Annotated in this window: 16 protein-coding genes and 1 tRNA gene; 6 read left to right on the top strand and 11 right to left on the bottom strand. The window is 60.3% G+C overall.

The features are described 5' to 3' along the window. Positions 1 to 5: 5 nt before the first annotated feature. From sctS to JOE32_RS20695, 9 genes are read right to left on the bottom strand one after another with little or no spacing between them, the layout of a single operon-like run. Positions 6 to 269: a type III secretion system export apparatus subunit SctS gene (gene sctS / locus JOE32_RS20735; protein ID WP_015371072.1), complete on the bottom strand. Its 264-nt coding sequence runs from the start codon at positions 267 to 269 to the stop codon at positions 6 to 8. 7 nt (positions 270 to 276) lie between these two features. Then, a complete protein-coding gene (sctR, locus tag JOE32_RS20730) occupies positions 277 to 930 on the bottom strand; it encodes a type III secretion system export apparatus subunit SctR (RefSeq protein WP_209988295.1) in 654 nt (217 codons plus the stop codon). Next, entirely contained in the window at positions 927 to 1940 is a 1014-nt protein-coding gene (locus JOE32_RS20725; RefSeq protein ID WP_209988292.1) for a FliM/FliN family flagellar motor switch protein, read from the bottom strand. The genes sctR and JOE32_RS20725 overlap by 4 nt, the downstream gene beginning before the upstream one ends. Then, on the bottom strand, positions 1937 to 2395 hold the full coding sequence (locus JOE32_RS20720) for a type III secretion system HrpP C-terminal domain-containing protein (RefSeq protein ID WP_209988290.1): 459 nt from the start codon (positions 2393 to 2395) through the stop codon (positions 1937 to 1939). The genes JOE32_RS20725 and JOE32_RS20720 overlap by 4 nt, the downstream gene beginning before the upstream one ends. Then, positions 2392 to 2805, bottom strand: a complete 414-nt coding sequence (locus tag JOE32_RS20715) for a YscO family type III secretion system apparatus protein (RefSeq protein ID WP_209988288.1) — start codon at positions 2803 to 2805, stop codon at positions 2392 to 2394. The genes JOE32_RS20720 and JOE32_RS20715 overlap by 4 nt, the downstream gene beginning before the upstream one ends. Next, on the bottom strand, positions 2792 to 4150 hold the full coding sequence (locus tag JOE32_RS20710; RefSeq protein ID WP_209988285.1) for a FliI/YscN family ATPase: 1359 nt from the start codon (positions 4148 to 4150) through the stop codon (positions 2792 to 2794). The genes JOE32_RS20715 and JOE32_RS20710 overlap by 14 nt, the downstream gene beginning before the upstream one ends. Then, the gene (locus tag JOE32_RS20705) at positions 4147 to 5046 is read right to left on the bottom strand and encodes an FHA domain-containing protein (protein WP_209990646.1); all 900 of its coding nucleotides are present in this window, start codon (positions 5044 to 5046) and stop codon (positions 4147 to 4149) included. Before JOE32_RS20705 ends, JOE32_RS20710 begins: the two co-directional genes overlap by 4 nt. Positions 5047 to 5083: 37 nt before the next feature. After that, on the bottom strand, positions 5084 to 7177 hold the full coding sequence (gene sctV / locus JOE32_RS20700) for a type III secretion system export apparatus subunit SctV (RefSeq protein WP_209988282.1): 2094 nt from the start codon (positions 7175 to 7177) through the stop codon (positions 5084 to 5086). Beyond that, positions 7174 to 8229 carry a TyeA family type III secretion system gatekeeper subunit gene (locus JOE32_RS20695; RefSeq protein WP_209988279.1) on the bottom strand — a complete coding sequence of 352 codons (1056 nt, stop codon included), beginning with the start codon at positions 8227 to 8229 and terminating at the stop codon, positions 7174 to 7176. Before JOE32_RS20695 ends, sctV begins: the two co-directional genes overlap by 4 nt. Before the next feature lie 263 nt (positions 8230 to 8492). On the opposite strand from JOE32_RS20695, the gene JOE32_RS20690 reads away from it, so the two are divergent. The 4 genes from JOE32_RS20690 (at position 8493) to ggt (ending at position 12204) form a co-directional block, all read left to right on the top strand. Next, complete coding sequence (locus JOE32_RS20690) at positions 8493 to 9044, top strand: RNA polymerase sigma factor (protein WP_209988276.1); 552 nt, start codon at positions 8493 to 8495, stop codon at positions 9042 to 9044. A gap of 290 nt (positions 9045 to 9334) precedes the next feature. Then, a tRNA-Met gene (locus JOE32_RS20685) sits at positions 9335 to 9411 on the top strand. Positions 9412 to 9558: 147 nt separating this feature from the next. After that, complete coding sequence (locus JOE32_RS20680) at positions 9559 to 10338, top strand: PhzF family phenazine biosynthesis protein (protein ID WP_209988274.1); 780 nt, start codon at positions 9559 to 9561, stop codon at positions 10336 to 10338. A gap of 54 nt (positions 10339 to 10392) precedes the next feature. Further along, complete coding sequence (gene ggt / locus JOE32_RS20675; RefSeq protein ID WP_209988270.1) at positions 10393 to 12204, top strand: gamma-glutamyltransferase; 1812 nt, start codon at positions 10393 to 10395, stop codon at positions 12202 to 12204. 226 nt (positions 12205 to 12430) lie between these two features. Here the strand turns inward: ggt and ddlA are convergent, their stop codons facing one another. After that, positions 12431 to 13525, bottom strand: coding sequence for a D-alanine--D-alanine ligase (gene ddlA / locus JOE32_RS20670; protein WP_209988266.1), 1095 nt, complete (start codon positions 13523 to 13525; stop codon positions 12431 to 12433). A gap of 131 nt (positions 13526 to 13656) precedes the next feature. On the opposite strand from ddlA, the gene JOE32_RS20665 reads away from it, so the two are divergent. Further along, positions 13657 to 14466, top strand: coding sequence for an AraC family transcriptional regulator (locus tag JOE32_RS20665; protein WP_209988263.1), 810 nt, complete (start codon positions 13657 to 13659; stop codon positions 14464 to 14466). A gap of 13 nt (positions 14467 to 14479) precedes the next feature. Here JOE32_RS20665 and JOE32_RS20660 read toward each other — a convergent pair whose 3' ends face one another. After that, positions 14480 to 14800, bottom strand: a complete 321-nt coding sequence (locus JOE32_RS20660; protein WP_209988260.1) for a DUF2790 domain-containing protein — start codon at positions 14798 to 14800, stop codon at positions 14480 to 14482. Between the two features lie 221 nt (positions 14801 to 15021). Between JOE32_RS20660 and JOE32_RS20655 the strand changes: the two genes are divergently transcribed. Then, a complete protein-coding gene (locus JOE32_RS20655) occupies positions 15022 to 16341 on the top strand; it encodes an OprD family porin (protein ID WP_209988257.1) in 1320 nt (439 codons plus the stop codon). Positions 16342 to 16480: the final 139 nt, after the last annotated feature.

The raw sequence follows: 16480 nt of genomic DNA, 5'->3' as shown, positions 1-16480 counted from the left end.
TGCCCTCAGTTCAATGCCGAGCGAGCGATCATGTCGAACATCAGGTTGATCAGTTGAATCAACTCCACGCCGATCCAGCGTCCCGTCAATATCAGTGTGATACCCACCGCAACCAGCTTGATGCCAAAGGGCAGGGTCTGATCCTGGATCTGCATCAGCGCCTGAACCAGCGACGTCAATACGCCGACCACCACTGCCACGATCAGTGGCGGTGCCGTCAACACCACGACCAGCAGCATGCCCTGCTTGAACAGCACGATCGGTTCCATAGGGTACTCAGAGGTAAGAAAGGAAAAGGCTGTCGAGCAACCGCGACCAGCCGGAAACCATGACGAACAGCAGCAGCTTGAGTGGCAGGGAAATGGTCATGGGCGAAACCATTTGCATGCCCAGCGCCAGCAGCAGGTTGGACACGATCAAATCGATGACGATAAACGGGATATAGATCAGGAAGCCGATCTCGAACCCGGCCTGCAACTGCGACACCACAAACGCCGGAATCAACAGCACCAGGTCTTCGCGCTGGGTGCTTTGCACCATTTCCGGCGGCCACATGCGCGCGCTGTTCTCCTGCAGATGGGTGAGCACATCCGGGTCGGTATTGCGCTTCATGAAAGTGCGCAACGGCTCTATTGCCACAAGGCCCGTTGCCTGAAGCGTCTGTACATTGCTCATGTCCAGCGGGGATGTCTTGAGGTTCTCGGCGATCTGATAGCCCACCGGGGCCATGACAAAGAGCGTGGCAGCCAACGCTATACCATTGATCGCCATGCTCGGAGGCACCTGCTGCACGCCGATGGCGTTACGCGTAATCATCAGCACAATGACAATCTTGAGAAACGCCGTACAGACGACCAACAGCATCGGCAGCACCGACATTGCACCGAAGAACAGCGCGAGTACAACGGGATCAACGCCCTGGAACATCATCGGGAGAACACCACGCGCGTCAATTGCAAGCCGAGTCGACCTTCCACTTCCACCAACTGCCCTTGCCCAATGGGACGGTCACCGTAATACAGGCCGGCGACGCCGGGGGCGTACCCGGTAATGCCCACCACGGTACCGGGAGCCAGGTTGCGCAATTCGCCCAGGGTCAGCGTGAGGACACCACAGCGCACGGTCAACGCCATGCTCAACTCGTCAAAGGGCTCCCGGCCGAAGGCATCCTCCACCGGGTGGTCAAGCTCAGGCCCCGGGTATTCTTGTATGACAAACTCTTCGTCCACGGACGCTTCCTTGATCGCAATAAGGTTCAGGCATAACCGCCCGGATTCATCTTCAATACGCCCTTGCAACAAACGACTCCCAACAGGCAAGTGGCCAAGGCCCTGCACATCGAAAAAGGCCTGTTCGAGCATCAACACATCACCCGCTCGCAGATCGCGCACTTGTGCGACGGGCAGGCTCAAGCCGCCCAGCTTCACGCTGATTGCCAATGGAAAAGACACGGGCAGCGCAGCGGCCATCTGCTCCCAGGGGCCGGCCGCATAGGCAGCCAGCAAACTTTCGGGGGCCAGCCACAGGTGACCTGCAACCCTGGAGAGCCCCAGCGTCACGGTAAAGCGACAACCAAAGTCTAGCTTTCTGGGTGCGGGCAGCAAGCGCAGATAGCCAAACAACGACGACACCTGCGGGGCGAGGTGAAGCTGGAACAATTCCCAGAACCAGGATTTGGGATCGTTGCCAACCTGCGCCAGGGTGACCGGGCATTCCCCCATCAAGCTGAACATCGCTTCCGGGTCAGAAAACGCCAGCACGCCCAGAGCGCTCTCGAAACACAACGGGTTCACCCCTACGGGCGTGAGGCCGGGCTCAAGCAAAAAAGCACCACGCTGATCACCCACCTGGAACGACAGGCGCAAGCCGCGCCCCAGCCGATGCAGCGCTGCCGCCCTTCCCGCCTCGACCCTTGGCAATGTCAACGCCGACATGATCATGCCGGGCTCACGCGCGCGAGCTGAACGTCGACAGGCTGCCCCAACGCCTCGACCAGCCTGCTCTGAAGGCTTTTCTGCACCGTACCGAGCCACTGCGTCGTGTGCGCCTCTTCGGCTTGCAACTCGATGTCCCAGCTACCCGGCGATCTCTGCACACGGGCGTTGATCCGCCCTCGATGCGGCAGGTAAAGCACTGCCAGCAAGGGCCATTGCGCAGTTGCCTGTATTCGCGACGCCAACTGCCCAGCCAAGGCTTCGAGCATCAATTTATTCGTCGACACGATTGAGCCTGGCAGGCCGGAAACATAACCGCCTTCGCCTTGCTCGTAGGTAAACAGGTGGGTGAACAGACTTGCGTAGTTCAGGGGCAACACACCTTCGATAGCCGATTCGTCTTCTCGTCCGTACTCGCGCGCACGCGGCCGCTCGGGCTTGCTTGCAGGTATTTCTTTCATGTCTCTTCCTGCGCCAGTAAACGGGACAATTCCAGAATTTTTTCAACCTCACGCAAACATTGGGTGACCTGCTTCTGCGCAAGGTCGACCTCGGTCACTTGCTGCTCCTGCTGCCCGTGCAATCCTTGCAATTGGGCTTCTTCGCGCTGCGTCGTGGCGGACAATGAGCGTTCCTGGTTATTCCACGACTTGAGCGCCTGAAACGAGATCACCTGTCCTTGATGCTGGCTCAGAAGCTGTGCACCCGCCTGGGCTTCCTGCAGGCGGGTTTGCTCGAGGACTTGCTGTGCCTGCTCAACTTGCAATTGCAGGGCTCGCTGATGCCTTTTGGCCTTGCCCAATACGCGCTCGGCCCGGTCCGCCCGATGCTTGCGCAGACGCCGCAAGGTTTCCAATTCAGAAAGGAACATGGGCGGTAAGCTCCGTCAGTTGATCCAGGGTCGAGTCCATCAGCGCGGGCTCGCGCAAGTCCTGGCGCAGAAAACCATCCACGCGCGAACGGCTGTCCACCGCCATGTCGGTCAGGGCGTCACTGCCAGGCTGGTACTCACCCAACTTCAGCATCAGCTCGATCTGCTGGTACGCCGATAACAGACGACGCAGTGCCGTACCGGCCCGAATATGCTCGGGCGTGGCGACGTTGCTCAAAATTCGCGACAGACTGGCCAGTACGTCAACCGCCGGGTAGTGACCTCGCTCGGCCAGCTTGCGGGACAGCACAATGTGGCCATCGAGCAGCGAGCGAACTTCGTCAGCCACGGGGTCGCTCATGGAGTCCTGTTCGATGAGCACGGTGTAGATCGCCGTGATAACGCCGTCCTGGGTCAAGCCGGCGCGCTCCACTAATCGCGGCAGCAGGCTGTAAACCGAGGGCGGCAGGCCGCCTCGTCCCAGCGGTTCACCGGCTGCCAGACCGATTTCGCGCTGGGCGCGCGCAAACCGCGTCAGGGAGTCGATCAGCAGCAGCACGCGCTTGCCCTTGCGGCGATAGCCCTCTGCCAGGGCCGTCGCCGTGAAGGCCGCGCGGGCGCGCTCCATGCTTGAACGATCGGACGTCGCGCACACCAGCACGGCCTTGGCGCGCAATTGGTCATCCAGTTCGTGATCGAGAAACTCGCGCAGTTCGCGTCCGCGCTCGCCGATCAGGCCAAACACAATCACATCGCACTCGACGTTACGGGCAATCTCCGCCAGCAAGGTGGTCTTGCCGCAGCCAGCGCCGGCAAACAGCCCCACACGCTGGCCCTCGCCAAGCGTCAGCAAGCCATCGATTGAGCGCACTCCGGTCGCCAATGCGCGATGGATCCTGGGACGTTCGGTCGGCAGCGGCGCCTCACACAACACCATGCTTGCATCGGGACTGTCGGCCTCGACAAACGCACTGGGGCCAACGCCACTGATCGGCCGGCCGAAACCATCCAGCACCTGGCCCAGCAACTCATCACTGACCAGCACCCGGTGCGACACCCCCAGGCGCTGTACGCTGGCGCCCACACGTATCCCTTCAAGATTGCCAAGGGCGCTGAGTACGGCGTCCTGCTGATCAAAACCGATGATCTCAGCCAGCATGTAGTCGTCGACGGACTTTTCTACCTGGCACAGGTCACCGATACGCGCGTCAGGCAAACGACATTGCAACAGCATGCCATTCACGCGCTGCACTCGACCGCGCATCGTCACCGGCGTGAAGTTGGCCAGCGACCGCGTCTGGCGCTGCTCCCAGGCCGCCAGACGCGCCTGCAGTTCCGTACTCACCAGCGCACCTCATAGCGCTGCGCGCCATCGAAAACCACCTTGGTGTTGTCGATCAACACCAGGCGCAAACCATCCACCTCGTCCCCCACGAACAGCCGGCTGCCTTCCTCAAGAACGACGTGGCCGTTCGGCCCGCCGACGATCTGCACGATCTTGAACGGCAGCGCCCCATCACGGGCGCGTACACGGCTGATCACCGGGACCGCACTGTCGAACAGCTCGCCAAAACGGCTGAGCATGCGCGCGACCAGTTCCATATCGTCCGGGGATACAACGCCATTGAGCGCGATCTGGCCATTGATCACCTCCAGGCTGACCCTTTGGCTCAGCTCGCGCTCGCTGAGCATTTTCAATAATTGCTGACGGACTTCAAACGGCGAGGCCAGTTGTTGTTTAACCGCCACGGGAGGCATCAGGGAAGCCTGCGCATCACGTTCTCCGGAGGACACCATGCTCACCACCACACCGATGACCGCCACCAACAGCACCGCGCTGATCAGGCGTTTTTGCTGCCTGTTGGAGATGGAGGACAACTGCAGCGTCGGTGATGCCTCGCTTGCTCGCGGCGCGGGCGCAGGGGCCGGGGCGGGTGTTTCAGGCCAGGGTTGATCGGCCAGGCTGACGTAGAGTCGAATGGCCCCTACCGAAAAAGGGACGTTCAACGCCAGGCTCGCAATCTGTGCCAGCACTTGCCCCTGGGCGTCGTGCAGCAGTCCGGCTTCAGCCTGCACCGACCATTGCGAGTCAGCCAACCGCAGCCGCGCATGCTGCTCGGCGATACCGGGGTCGTTGAGCATCAGGTCGGCATCAGGGTGAGCACCGATGCTCCACTGCTCGCCAAATAGCGGTAACGCAGCCCCCTGGCGCTGACCATTAAGCACTCGCAGCTCAAACATCATCGAGCCCTCCCGTGCGTTGAACCCGGGTGAAAAATCATGCCGCCGCACCGCGCATCAATTCGTCCTGCCCCAGATCAAAACGCCCCAGGACCTTTACCTTGGACGTGCTTGCCAACTCGGCAAACGACAGCACAGGTACGTGGTTGAACTCCTCCAGCAACAAGGCGCGTAGAGGGCTGCGCAGGTCCTGCGCCACCAACATCACGCTCTTGCTCCTGGCGCGCACGGTGAATGCCTGGTTGAGGAGGTTGACCAACGCGGCGCTGCTTTCGTTATCAAGCGCAAAGAACACCCCGGTCTGGGTCTGGCGCAACGCCTCGCGCAGGATGTTCTCGGTATGGGGAGACAACAACCAGGCATGCAGACCATCGTCCTCGCTGTACTGCTGGAAGATCTGCGCCTTGAGGGCAATGCGCGCATAGTCGGCGAGCGCGTCGGGTTCGCGCTCATGCTGGCCGTGCTCGATCAGCGACTCGACAATCAGCCGCACCGCACGCAGCGGCACGCCCTCACTGGCCAGGCGCTGCAAAACCGCCGAAAACCGCGATAGCGGCATGATACGTTGCAACTCCTGCACCAGCTCCGACTGGTTGTGCTCAAGCCAGCTGAGGATCGCCTTGCTCTCCTGAATACCCAGGAACTGCGGTCCGCTGAGCATCATTGCCTGCCTCATGCGATCAAGGATCAGGCTTGTCGCGGTAAAGCGTTCAAGCGCGGGGTCGGCAAGCAGCGGATCATCAGGTGGCAACCAGAGCCAATCCTGCTCATCACGCTCGGCCAGTCCTGGTATCGCGTGCTCCGGCTCGACCGCCAGCGCCTTACGTTCAACGGCAACGAGCGTGACCACCGAGGCCTTGACCATCGGTACCTCATGCACACAAAAACGCATTTCATCGGCGGCCAGCGAGTCGTCGAGCTCGACTTCGAACGGCGGCAAGGTCAGGCCAATATTGGCGACCAGCGAATTTCGTGCCTGGCGGATCCCGTGAATAAGGTCCGTAACCTCAGGCGTCCCCCGTAAGGACGGAGGAAACTGCAACAGATAAGGCCGCGATGGATCGAACCCACGCAAGTCCTCATTACCGTTCTCTTCGGGGCGCACCACATTGGCAACGTCCTCCTTGGGCTTTTCTTCGCGTTGACGCTGACGCATCAGGAAATAGCCCAGGGAGCCGGTGGCCGCCGAGATCAGGATAAACACCAGGGTAGGCATGCCGGGCACCACTGCAAACGCGAGCATGCCGACCGATGCAATCATCCAGCTCTTGGGTTCACTGGTCATTTGCCGGGCGATTTCAGCGCCCATATTGCTCGCACCGTTGCGTCCGTCCGGCGCCACACGGGTGATGATCATGCCGGCCGTCAAGGAGATCAGCAGGGCTGGAATCTGCGCAATCAGGCCGTCGCCGATGGTCAGTACCGAATACAGCTGTATCGATTCGGCCGCGCTCAGGTCGTGTTGAAACATACCCGTGGTGAAGCCGCCCAGCAGGTTGACCACAACGATGATCAAACCGGCGATGGCATCCCCCTTGACGAACTTCATGGCTCCGTCCATGGCACCGAACAACTGGCTCTCGCGGGACAACTGCTCGCGTTTATCGCGTGCCTGCATACCGTCGATCAGACCGGCACGCAGGTCACTGTCGATGGACATCTGCTTACCCGGCATCGCATCCAGACTGAACCGCGCGGCGACCTCGGCGACCCGCTCCGAGCCCTTGGTGATCACCAGAAAGTTGACCAGGGTGAGGATCAGAAAGATCACCATGCCGACGGCCAGATTCCCCCCCACCACGAAGTTGCCGAACGCCTCGACGATATGGCCGGCGTCCTGCTCCAGCAAAATCAGACGCGTCGTGGCAATCGACAACGCCAAGCGAAACATGGTGGTCAGCAGCAAAATCGAAGGAAACGAGGAGAACGCCAAAGGCCCTGGCAAATACAGCGCCAGTACGATCAACAGGCATGATATGCAGATGTTGATTGCAATCAGGATGTCTACCAGCCAGGTCGGCAGCGGCACGATAAAAATGAATACGATGCCCAGGACCACCACGGCGCCCAGCACTTCGGCACGCTGTGCCACTTTGAGCAACGCCAGGTTGATGGTAGACAGTACCGTCACGCCAGCGCCCCCAGGTCACCGGCAAAGCGCGAGGGTTTGCGCTCACTGCGTTCCAGTTCGCCCATTACCGCCAGGAAGCAGTCCAGGGCGTCCTGCCGCACTCGACTGTCCGGCCACAACGCCAGGGGCAAATCGCGCATCAGCGGATAAAGTGCGTTGAGAAGCACCACTTGCCGAAGCGTCGGATGACCTCCCAGATCATGCCCAAGCCGCAGGATTTCACCTGCATCGATACCGCTGCCGGCATATCCCAGCAGGCGCTGCAGAAGACTTACGCCGTCGCAATCGAGGCCCAGCCGCTCGATCACCGCATTGCAACTGGCTAATACCGTGCCTAATTGCCCACAACTTTGCAGTGCCAGTAACAAGGTGCGCAATCGGGGCGTGGTCATTGCCGAAACCAGGGTCGCGATGTCGTCAGCCAAAGCCTTGCGCATGTTGCCGAGCCTGGCGGAAAACGTGTCGCCACCGTACTCGCCCAGCAAGGCCTGCATTATCGTCGCCAGGGATTGGCGCGTGGAGATGCTGGCATAATAGAGCGTACGCAGCGCCTGGCGCTCTTGCGGATCGCCACCTGCCTTCAGCAGCGCACCGGCAAATGTAAGGCCCGCCTGGATTTCCCCCTTGAAACCCACCGACAACAGGGCAATGGCCTCCCGCGCCCTCGCAGCTTCGGAGGGGCGTGCCTCACTGTCCAAATGCACTTCCAGATGCTTGAGCACCACGAACGCACGCGCGGGATCCCCCTCGGCAAGTTCCACCCACTTGTCGACACTGACGTTGTGCTGCAACTGCTGCCTGAACCGCCGCGAAATGGCTGCCAACGACTCCTGGGCCGGATAACCCAGCTGATCGTAAAGCTGCGTCAACTGCGCGGAGGGAGGTATGCGTATCGCCATGGCCTGCTGGGCCTGGTTAACGGCAAGAACCTCATGGTTGAAGATCTGGACAAGCTCATCGACTTTCGCCAGCGCGGACGCGGAGACAAGCGAAGTGGCGGACTGATCCAGATGCCGGGCAGATGACACATCGTTGGGAGATTCGACTTTCATGGGCATGCCAATACAGGAAGAGTGTGCTTCGTGTGTGGTTACGCCCGCCGATGCAGTTCCATCAAAACGCGTCTATCGATGCGTTTGACAAGACTGGCACGCGCCATCGGTACTTTTTGCAAGTTGCTGCGTAAAAACGCGGCATTTCAATATATTTATCTATCAAAATCATGAGGTTGCAGGTTTTTTCCGTTTGGCACAGCCAGTGCTAAAGGGGTTTCCATCGAAATTTTTTCGATAGCGTTTACCCTGAGGAAAAAATCGTGAATATCCCTATTGAAGCTTTAGCGCAGCTCGTTGGTAACTCGCCTCAATTCATGCTCCAACTGACGGACGAACAGCAGAAAAAACTCCGACGTTTTATTCACAAACGCGTGCTTAACCCCGAAGATGCCGACGATATCCTGCAACTCACCTACCTGGAGGCATGGCGCAACAGGGAACGATTCAGTGGTCAGGCGAGCCTCAGCACCTGGATGTGCGGCATTGCGCAGAACCTGGTCCGCAACCACTTCCGACGCCTTTATGCCAAACCGGTGCATTGCGAATTCGATGAGTCGCTGTGGCATGGACAGGAGGAAAACAAAAACCTGGATTGGGAGTTCGAAATCAACCGCAGACTGGAGAAAACCCTGAGCGCCATCGACCACCTGCCTGCAGAAATGCGCAAGACGCTGTACGCCTCACTGGAGACCGACGGCAGCTATCAGGACACTGCCAACGCGTTGGACATCCCCATCGGGACCGTTCGTTCACGCCTGTCTCGGGCGCGCGAACACCTTAAACGCGTCACGTATAACCCGCTGCAACCGTAAGCGCCTGGGAGCAAGCGTTGGGCGGCAGGGATATCTGCCCAACCGAATGTAAAACGAATTTCTTTAATAACGCCTCTGCAACGATCCCCTCTCTCGCCTCGTCTTCAAAGATGCCCAACTCGAAACTACCGGCCAATCAAAGCGCGTCAGCCGCCCTGCTCGATCGCCGCGCACACCTGATCGCCCGTCTTCAGCGGCGCCAGCTCCGGTTAAACAATTGAAAGCGTAGAAAAAATCTCAACAAAATTGCTTGACGCATTCTCGTTCTGCGCGAATAATGCGCGCCACTTGGCTACGTAGCTCAGTTGGTTAGAGCATAGCATTCATAATGCTGGGGTCCGGGGTTCAAGTCCCTGCGTAGCCACCAAGTACTAAAAACGGCTTACCGAAAGGTAGGCCGTTTTTTTATGCCTTGAGAAAAGTGCCTGAAGCGCACAAAAACTTCCCAACTGTATTTTGACGCCCTCCAACCCCACTGTTAGTGTCCTGCCTCCCCCACATGGAGCGCCCCACGGTGAAACTGGACATCTACCAAGTCGACGCCTTCAGCCAGCATCCGTTCGGCGGCAACCCCGCAGCCGTCTGCCCGCTCACCGAATGGCTGCCCGACGAGCAACTGCAGAACATTGCCGCTGAGAACAACCTCTCGGAAACCGCGTATTTCGTGCCCCGTGGCGAGCACTATGAGTTGCGCTGGTTTACCCCTTCAGTTGAAGTCGACCTGTGCGGCCATGCCACGCTGGCGGCAGCCTGGGTATTGTTCCATATGCTGGCGGATGCGCCGCAGGTGCTGCGCTTCGCCACTCGCAGCGGCGAGCTACGGGTGACGCGCCAGGGCGAAGAACTGGCAATGGACTTCCCGGCCCGGCAACCCGAACGCTGTGAGCCGCCCGCCGGACTGCTGAGCGCGTTGGGGATTGAGCACGCCGAGGTATTCAGCACCGATGACTACATTGTGCTGGTGAGCGACGAGGCTCAAGTCGCTGCACTGACGCCGGATTTTGCAAGCCTCAAGGGCTTGCCCAAACGCGGCATTGCCGTGACCGCCAAAAGCACGGGGTTTGATTTCATCTCGCGCTGGTTCGGGCCGAATGTGGGCGTCAATGAAGACCCCGTCACGGGTTCCGCGCACACGTCACTGGCGCCATTCTGGGCGGCACGCCTGGGCAAATCGCAATTGACTGCCGAGCAGGGCGGTGCGCGCAAGGGCCAGTTGCGCTGCGAGCTTGAGGGTGAGCGCGTGATTATTTCCGGCAAGGCGGTGCTGTACATGCAAGGCACGATTTACCTGTAAAACGCACGACCCAAAGGACGGTCGAGCATTCTCAACGTAAACGGAGTTCAACACGTGTTTTCAATTTCCCGCCGCCCTTTGTCGATCATCGCCGCAGCCTTCGCCCTGTCGGCCTGTCACACCGCGCTCAACGAACCGCCTCCCGCACCGGAGTCGGGATCGGGTTATCGCAACGACCTCACCCTGCGCCATGCCGAACGCCACATGGCGGCCGCTGCGAACCCGCTGGCCGCCGAAGCCGGGCGGGAGATGCTGCGCCAGGGCGGCTCGGCGATTGACGCGGCGATTGCCATGCAAGCCGTACTGACCCTGGTGGAGCCGCAGTCGTCCGGCATCGGCGGCGGCGCATTCATCATGCTGTGGGACGGCGAAAACGTGCACGCCTATGACGGTCGCGAAACCGCGCCAGCCGCAGCGACCGAGCGTCTTTTTCTGAACGCCGATGGCACCCCGATGGCTTTCACCGATGCCCAGATCGGCGGGCGCTCCGTCGGCACACCCGGTGTGTTGCGCGCATTGGAGATGGCGCACAAAAAGACCGGGCACCTGCAATGGGCCAAACTGTTCGAGCCGGCGATTCGTTTGTCGGAACAGGGTTTTGCGATTTCCCCACGGTTGCACAGCCTGATCGCGGCCGACCGTTTTATTGCGCAGTCGCCGGACATGGCCGCCTATTTCCTGAAGGCGGATGGCACGCCGAAAGATACCGGCACGGTGCTGAAAAACCCGGCGCTGGCCGCTGTGTTCAAACGCATCGCCAAGGAAGGCCCGGACGCGCTGTACCGTGGTCCGATTGCCGAAGAAATTGCGCGCAAGGTGCAGAGCCACCGTAATGCAGGTGGCTTGTCCAAGTCCGACCTCGCGGGTTACGTCGCCAGGGAGCGGGCGCCGCTGTGCACCGACTACAAGCGCTGGAAAATCTGTGGCATGCCGCCGCCGTCGTCCGGCGCGATTGCGGTGGCGCAGATCCTCGGCACCTTGCAGGCGCTGGAAACCCGCGACCCGCGCCAGGCCCTCGCGCCGATGACCCCGGTCAAGCTTGCCACCCCGGCCGGGTTCGAACCCACGCCGCAGGCCGTGCACCTGCTTGCCGAGGCCGGCCGCCTGGCGTTTGCCGACCGCGCGCAGTATGTGGCCGATGCTGACTTTGTGCCGGTGCCGGTTGCCGGTCTCGTTGCGCCGGATTATCTGGCGCGGCGTGCCGACCTGATCGGTGAGCGCAGCATGGGGATCGCCAAACCGGGACAGCCGGCGGGCATCCAGGTGGCCTACGCGCCGGACCGGTCGCCGCTGCGCATTTCCACCTCACAGGTGGTGGCCGTGGATGACCTGGGCGGCGCCGTATCGATGACCACCACGGTGGAAGCGGCCTTTGGCTCCCATGTGATGGTCCAGGGCTTCTTGCTGAATAACCAGATGACCGACTTTTCGTTCATCCCCGAAGAGCACGGTCAGCCGGTTGCCAACCGTGTGCAGCCTGGCAAACGCCCGCGCTCGGCCATGGCGCCCACACTTGTATTCGACCGCCAGAGCGGTGAACTGCTGGCCACGCTGGGCTCGCCCGGCGGCTCGCAGATCATCGAATATGTGAGCAAGACGCTGGTGGCAATGCTCGACTGGAACCTTGACCCGCAAGCCGCCATTAACCTGCCCAATTTCGGCAGCCGCAATGGCGCGACGGAACTGGAGGCCGGATTGTTCAGCCCGGGCACGAAAAAGGCATTGAAGGAAAAAGGCCATGCACTGAGCGAGATCGACATGACCAGCGGCGTGCAGGCGATTGTTCGCGCGCGCGATGCCCAGGGAAAAGTGTCGCTGAGCGGCGGCGCGGCCCCTCGGCGTGAGGGTGAAGCCTTGGGTGACTGACCTGATGCCATAAACTGTGCAAAACCTGCTCCCCCATGTGGCGAGCAGGCTTGTCCTGCGTTGGGGTGCGAAGCGCCCCCAATCGAGCAAAACGCGGTGTACCGGATACGGCTCAGCGCCTGGCTTTGGGGCTGCTGCGCAGCCCAACGCAGGACAAGCCTGCTCGCCACAGGGAATCTGCGCTTAACTGAACGGCATTAGGGCAAGCCCGCTCGCCACACAGCTGTCAGCGACTGATCTTCAAGCCCTTGCGCCCCGCATGCCGCTCCAGCGCCAGGTCGATCAGCCGGCTCACCAGTTCGCTGTAACTCATCCCGGCAGCCTGCCACAGCTTGGGGTACATGCTGATGCGGGTGAAGCCGGGCAGTGAGTTGACTTCGTTGATCAGTACTTCGCCGTCGTCCGTGAGAAACACGTCAACCCGCGCCAGCCCGGCGCAACCCAGCACCTCGAACGCCTCGACCGCCAGGCTGCGAATGCGCTCGCAGGCTTCAACGCTGATATCCGCCGGCACCACCACCTGCGCGGCATGCTCGTCGATGTATTTACTGTCGTAGGAGTAGAAGCCGCTGCTCACCACGATCTCGCCGCAACCGCTGGCAATCGGGTGTTCGTTACCCAGCACCGCGCATTCGATTTCACGGCCACTGACGGCGGATTCCACCAGCACTTTTTCATCAAACCCGAGCGCCAGTTCTACCGCGGCGTGGTACTCGGCTTCGTCGGCAACTTTGCTGACGCCCACCGACGAGCCCTGGTTGGCGGGCTTGACGAACATCGGCAGGCCGAGTGTGTTCACCGCCGTGGCAAAGGATGTACGCGCCGCGGTGCGCCGGGTCAGCGTGATGAACGGGGTGACGGCTATGCCGGCGTCACGCAGCAGACGCTTGCTGATGTCCTTGTCCATGCACACCGCCGAGCCAAGCACGTCGGCGCCGACGAAGGGCAGGTCCGCCATGCGCAACAAGCCTTGCAGGCAGCCATCTTCGCCAAGGGTGCCGTGGACGATGGGGAAAATCACATCGATAGGTGCCAGCAGCCCCTGGCCGGAGGTTTCCACCACTTGCTGGCTGGCCTTGCCAGGCACGACCGCCAGCTCACGATTGGATTGGTTGAGGGCGATCAGGGCCGGGTTTTCCTGATTGATCAGAAAGTCCGAAGTGTCGTTCAGGTGCCAGTGCCCGGCCTTGTCGATCCCAATGAGGATCGGCTCGAAGCGCGACCGGTCCAGGGCATCGACGATGTTGCGCGCCGATTGCAGCGACACTTCATGCTCAGCCGATCGGCCACCAAAAATAATACCTACCCGCAACTTGCTCATGACCCGGCCTCAGTGTTGAACGTAGGGCTTCTTACCATGGGCTCTGCCCCTGCACAATCGTTCAAGACCCGCACAGACAAGCAGCGGCAGACTGGGTTAACGTCATTCCATCTCTTCTCGTGGCAATCATCATGGGTAAATCAACCGCCCCCCTTGACTGGCTTCACCGCGCGCCGCACGCCAGCGGCCTGGACCGTATCGAGGCATACTTTGCCGGCTTTGCGTTCGACCCGCATCGCCATGACACCTACGCCATCGGGCGTACCTTGTTTGGCGTGCAGAGTTATCACTACCGCGGCTGCATGATCCACAGCCTGCCGGGCACAACCATGGTGATTCATCCCGATGAAACCCATGACGGCCGCGCCAGCAGTGTGGAAGGTTTCAAGTACCGCATGATTTACGTGGAGCCTGCGCTGATCCAGCAGATTCTCGGCGGCCGGCCACTGCCGTTTATCCACAGCGGCCTGTCGACTGATCCGCGTCTGTTGCGTGCCAGCGAAGTGCTGCTGCAAGGCCTGGACTGCCCGATTGACCCGATGCAGGAGCAGGATGCCCTGTTCGACCTGGCACATGCGCTGAGCGCTGCGTCGGGCGCGATCATCAGCCGCAAGTCCTTCGACTATGTCGCCGCCGAGCGGGCCCGGGAATTTATCCACGGGGCCCTGGGCCGCAGCATTACCCTGGATGAAATGGCCGACCATGCCGGCCGCGACCGCTGGGCCCTGTCGCGGGATTTTCGCCTGCTGTTCGGTACCAGCCCCTATCGCTACCTGACCATGCGACGACTCGATCTACTGCGTAACCTGCTTGCCCAGGGCCAGTCGCTGGTGGATGCGGCGCTGACGGCAGGCTTCACCGACCAGAGCCACATGACCCGACAATTTCGCAGCACCTACGGCATGCCGCCGTCGCGCTGGGTGAAGATGCTGGGCCGCTGAGACTCAAGCGGCATCACTTCATGCGGCATACGCCCATCACTTGATACTCCAGGGTATTGAGCTTGCCGACCGAATCCCAATAGGTCATGCGCGACGGCACCGCGTTGCACGAGCGAATTGGCGGCGAGATGTTGACCACCTTGGCAATATCCAGATTCATGCCGTAGCGGTACACCTGCACCTGAGGTGCCGGCAGGCCTCTTTTCTCAGCGTAAGCCGCCATGGCGTCCTCGTTATCTTCCAGAAGCAACGCATAAGTGCGCTTGCCGTCCGCCACTGCGCCAAATGACAGCATTGCAACGAGCAATCCCAAGCCAACTGTCTGTAAGTTCATCACACGTGCCTCGACTGAAAAGTTCAGCGCCGAGACTATCCAGATCACCCTTGCCACAGGTTCGCTGCAAGATTACTTATTTGATAGATAACAGTAACTTTCCAGGATCGTAATGTTTGCGCCACTCAGTCGTTATTCGTCGTTTGCAACTATCGCTCTGGGCACTACAACGCCCACTCTCATAAATAAGAAGCTGGTTATTGCCAGACCCAGGAGCGAACATGAATATCCTCAACATGACTCTGCCTCTTTCGTTATGCGCCGCGTTGCCGCTGGCAGCGGTGGCGGCACAGGAGCATCCCGAAGGCTTTATCGAAGGCAGCAGCGTCAAGCTGTTGATGCGTAATTTTTACTTCAACCGCGATGATCGCAATGGTCGATCCAGCCCTACCGGCAATGGTTATTCCGAAGCCTGGGCCCAGGGCCTGATCGGCAAATTCGAATCCGGCTTTACCCAGGGCACCGTGGGCTTTGGCCTGGACGCGTTTGCCATGCATGGCCTCAGGCTCGATTCGGGCAGGGGCCGCAGTGGCGGCAAGGGCTCATTCAGCGTAATGCCGGTAGACAGTAGCAACCGCCCGGAAAGCACCTACAACAAGGTGGGTGGTGCCGCGAAACTGCGCTTTCTGGACACCGTGATCAAGGCCGGCGATGTGTTCCCCTACACGCCCGTCGTGGCGGCCGGCGACTCGCGCGTGTTGCCGGAAAGCTTTCGCGGCGTCACCGTACAGAACACAAGTATTGAAGGCCTGAGCCTGCAGGGCGGGCAATTGAGTGGCATGAGCCAGCCCTCCCAGAGCGGCCGGAACAAAGAGTTCGCCACGTTTTACGCGGGCAAGGTCGATTCACCCTGGGTTGGCTATTTCGGCGGCGATTACCAGTTCAATCCGCACCTGAGCGCGAGCGTCTATGGCAGTCGCCTGAAGGATGCCTGGGACCAGTACTACTTCGGCACTACCGCCAGCTATCCACTGGGCGAGGACGTGTCGCTGTTTGGCAATTTCAACTATTACAACGTGAAAGACGAAGGCCGCAAACTGCGAGGGGAACTGAACAACAACATCTGGAGCGCGCGCCTGGGGGTGAGGGTCGGCGCCCATCGTGTGACCGTTTCTCACCAGCGCAACAACGGCGACAACGACTTCGATTACCTGCGTCAGTCGGATTCCAACATCCTCGAAAACTCCATGCAGTACAGCGACTTCAACTCGCCCAAGGAGCGCTCATGGATGGTGCGCTACGACCTGGACATGCAACCCTTCGGCATCCCCGGCCTGTCGTTCATGACCCGCTACGGCAGAGGCTCGGGCGCCGACTATAGCAACGCCAATTCGGTCTATGTGCGCAATGATGCGGCAGGCAACCCGCTGACCGGGCAAAGCCGTTGGGAACGGGATGTGGAAGCCAGGTACGTGGTGCAAACCGGCAATTTGAGGGATTTATCCCTCAGGCTGCGTCAGGCCACCATCCGTTCAAGTGCGTTCGACGCAGACCTGGAAGAAGTTCGCCTTATCGTCGAATACCCATTAGCCATACTTTGAACCGGCGCCTTACATTCATTTACCGATGCCCTATATCTGCTGACGCGCTCAAGTCTGTCAGAACAGTAATATCGGACTCACCTTCTCGTTAAGTTGTAATTTTTAAACTCGCTTACTCGACATCCTTCATCTCTGCGGC

Origin of the sequence: Pseudomonas sp. PvP025 (assembly GCF_017832155.1) — a bacterium.
Taxonomy (GTDB): Bacteria; Pseudomonadota; Gammaproteobacteria; order Pseudomonadales; family Pseudomonadaceae; genus Aquipseudomonas.
This window is presented reverse-complemented; position numbering and strand designations above follow the sequence as displayed.

Coding starts and splice junctions, on each gene's coding strand:
- JOE32_RS20655 (WP_209988257.1), top strand. CDS start 15,022: ATGAATATCCTCAACATGACTCTGCCTCTTTCGTTATGCGCCGCGTTG.
- JOE32_RS20720 (WP_209988290.1), bottom strand. CDS start 2,395: ATGAAAGAAATACCTGCAAGCAAGCCCGAGCGGCCGCGTGCGCGCGAG.
- sctR (WP_209988295.1), bottom strand. CDS start 930: ATGATGTTCCAGGGCGTTGATCCCGTTGTACTCGCGCTGTTCTTCGGT.
- ddlA (WP_209988266.1), bottom strand. CDS start 13,525: ATGAGCAAGTTGCGGGTAGGTATTATTTTTGGTGGCCGATCGGCTGAG.
- JOE32_RS20660 (WP_209988260.1), bottom strand. CDS start 14,800: ATGAACTTACAGACAGTTGGCTTGGGATTGCTCGTTGCAATGCTGTCA.
- JOE32_RS20705 (WP_209990646.1), bottom strand. CDS start 5,046: ATGTTTGAGCTGCGAGTGCTTAATGGTCAGCGCCAGGGGGCTGCGTTA.
- JOE32_RS20715 (WP_209988288.1), bottom strand. CDS start 2,805: ATGTTCCTTTCTGAATTGGAAACCTTGCGGCGTCTGCGCAAGCATCGG.
- sctS (WP_015371072.1), bottom strand. CDS start 269: ATGGAACCGATCGTGCTGTTCAAGCAGGGCATGCTGCTGGTCGTGGTG.
- JOE32_RS20665 (WP_209988263.1), top strand. CDS start 13,657: ATGGGTAAATCAACCGCCCCCCTTGACTGGCTTCACCGCGCGCCGCAC.
- JOE32_RS20695 (WP_209988279.1), bottom strand. CDS start 8,229: ATGAAAGTCGAATCTCCCAACGATGTGTCATCTGCCCGGCATCTGGAT.
- JOE32_RS20725 (WP_209988292.1), bottom strand. CDS start 1,940: ATGATCATGTCGGCGTTGACATTGCCAAGGGTCGAGGCGGGAAGGGCG.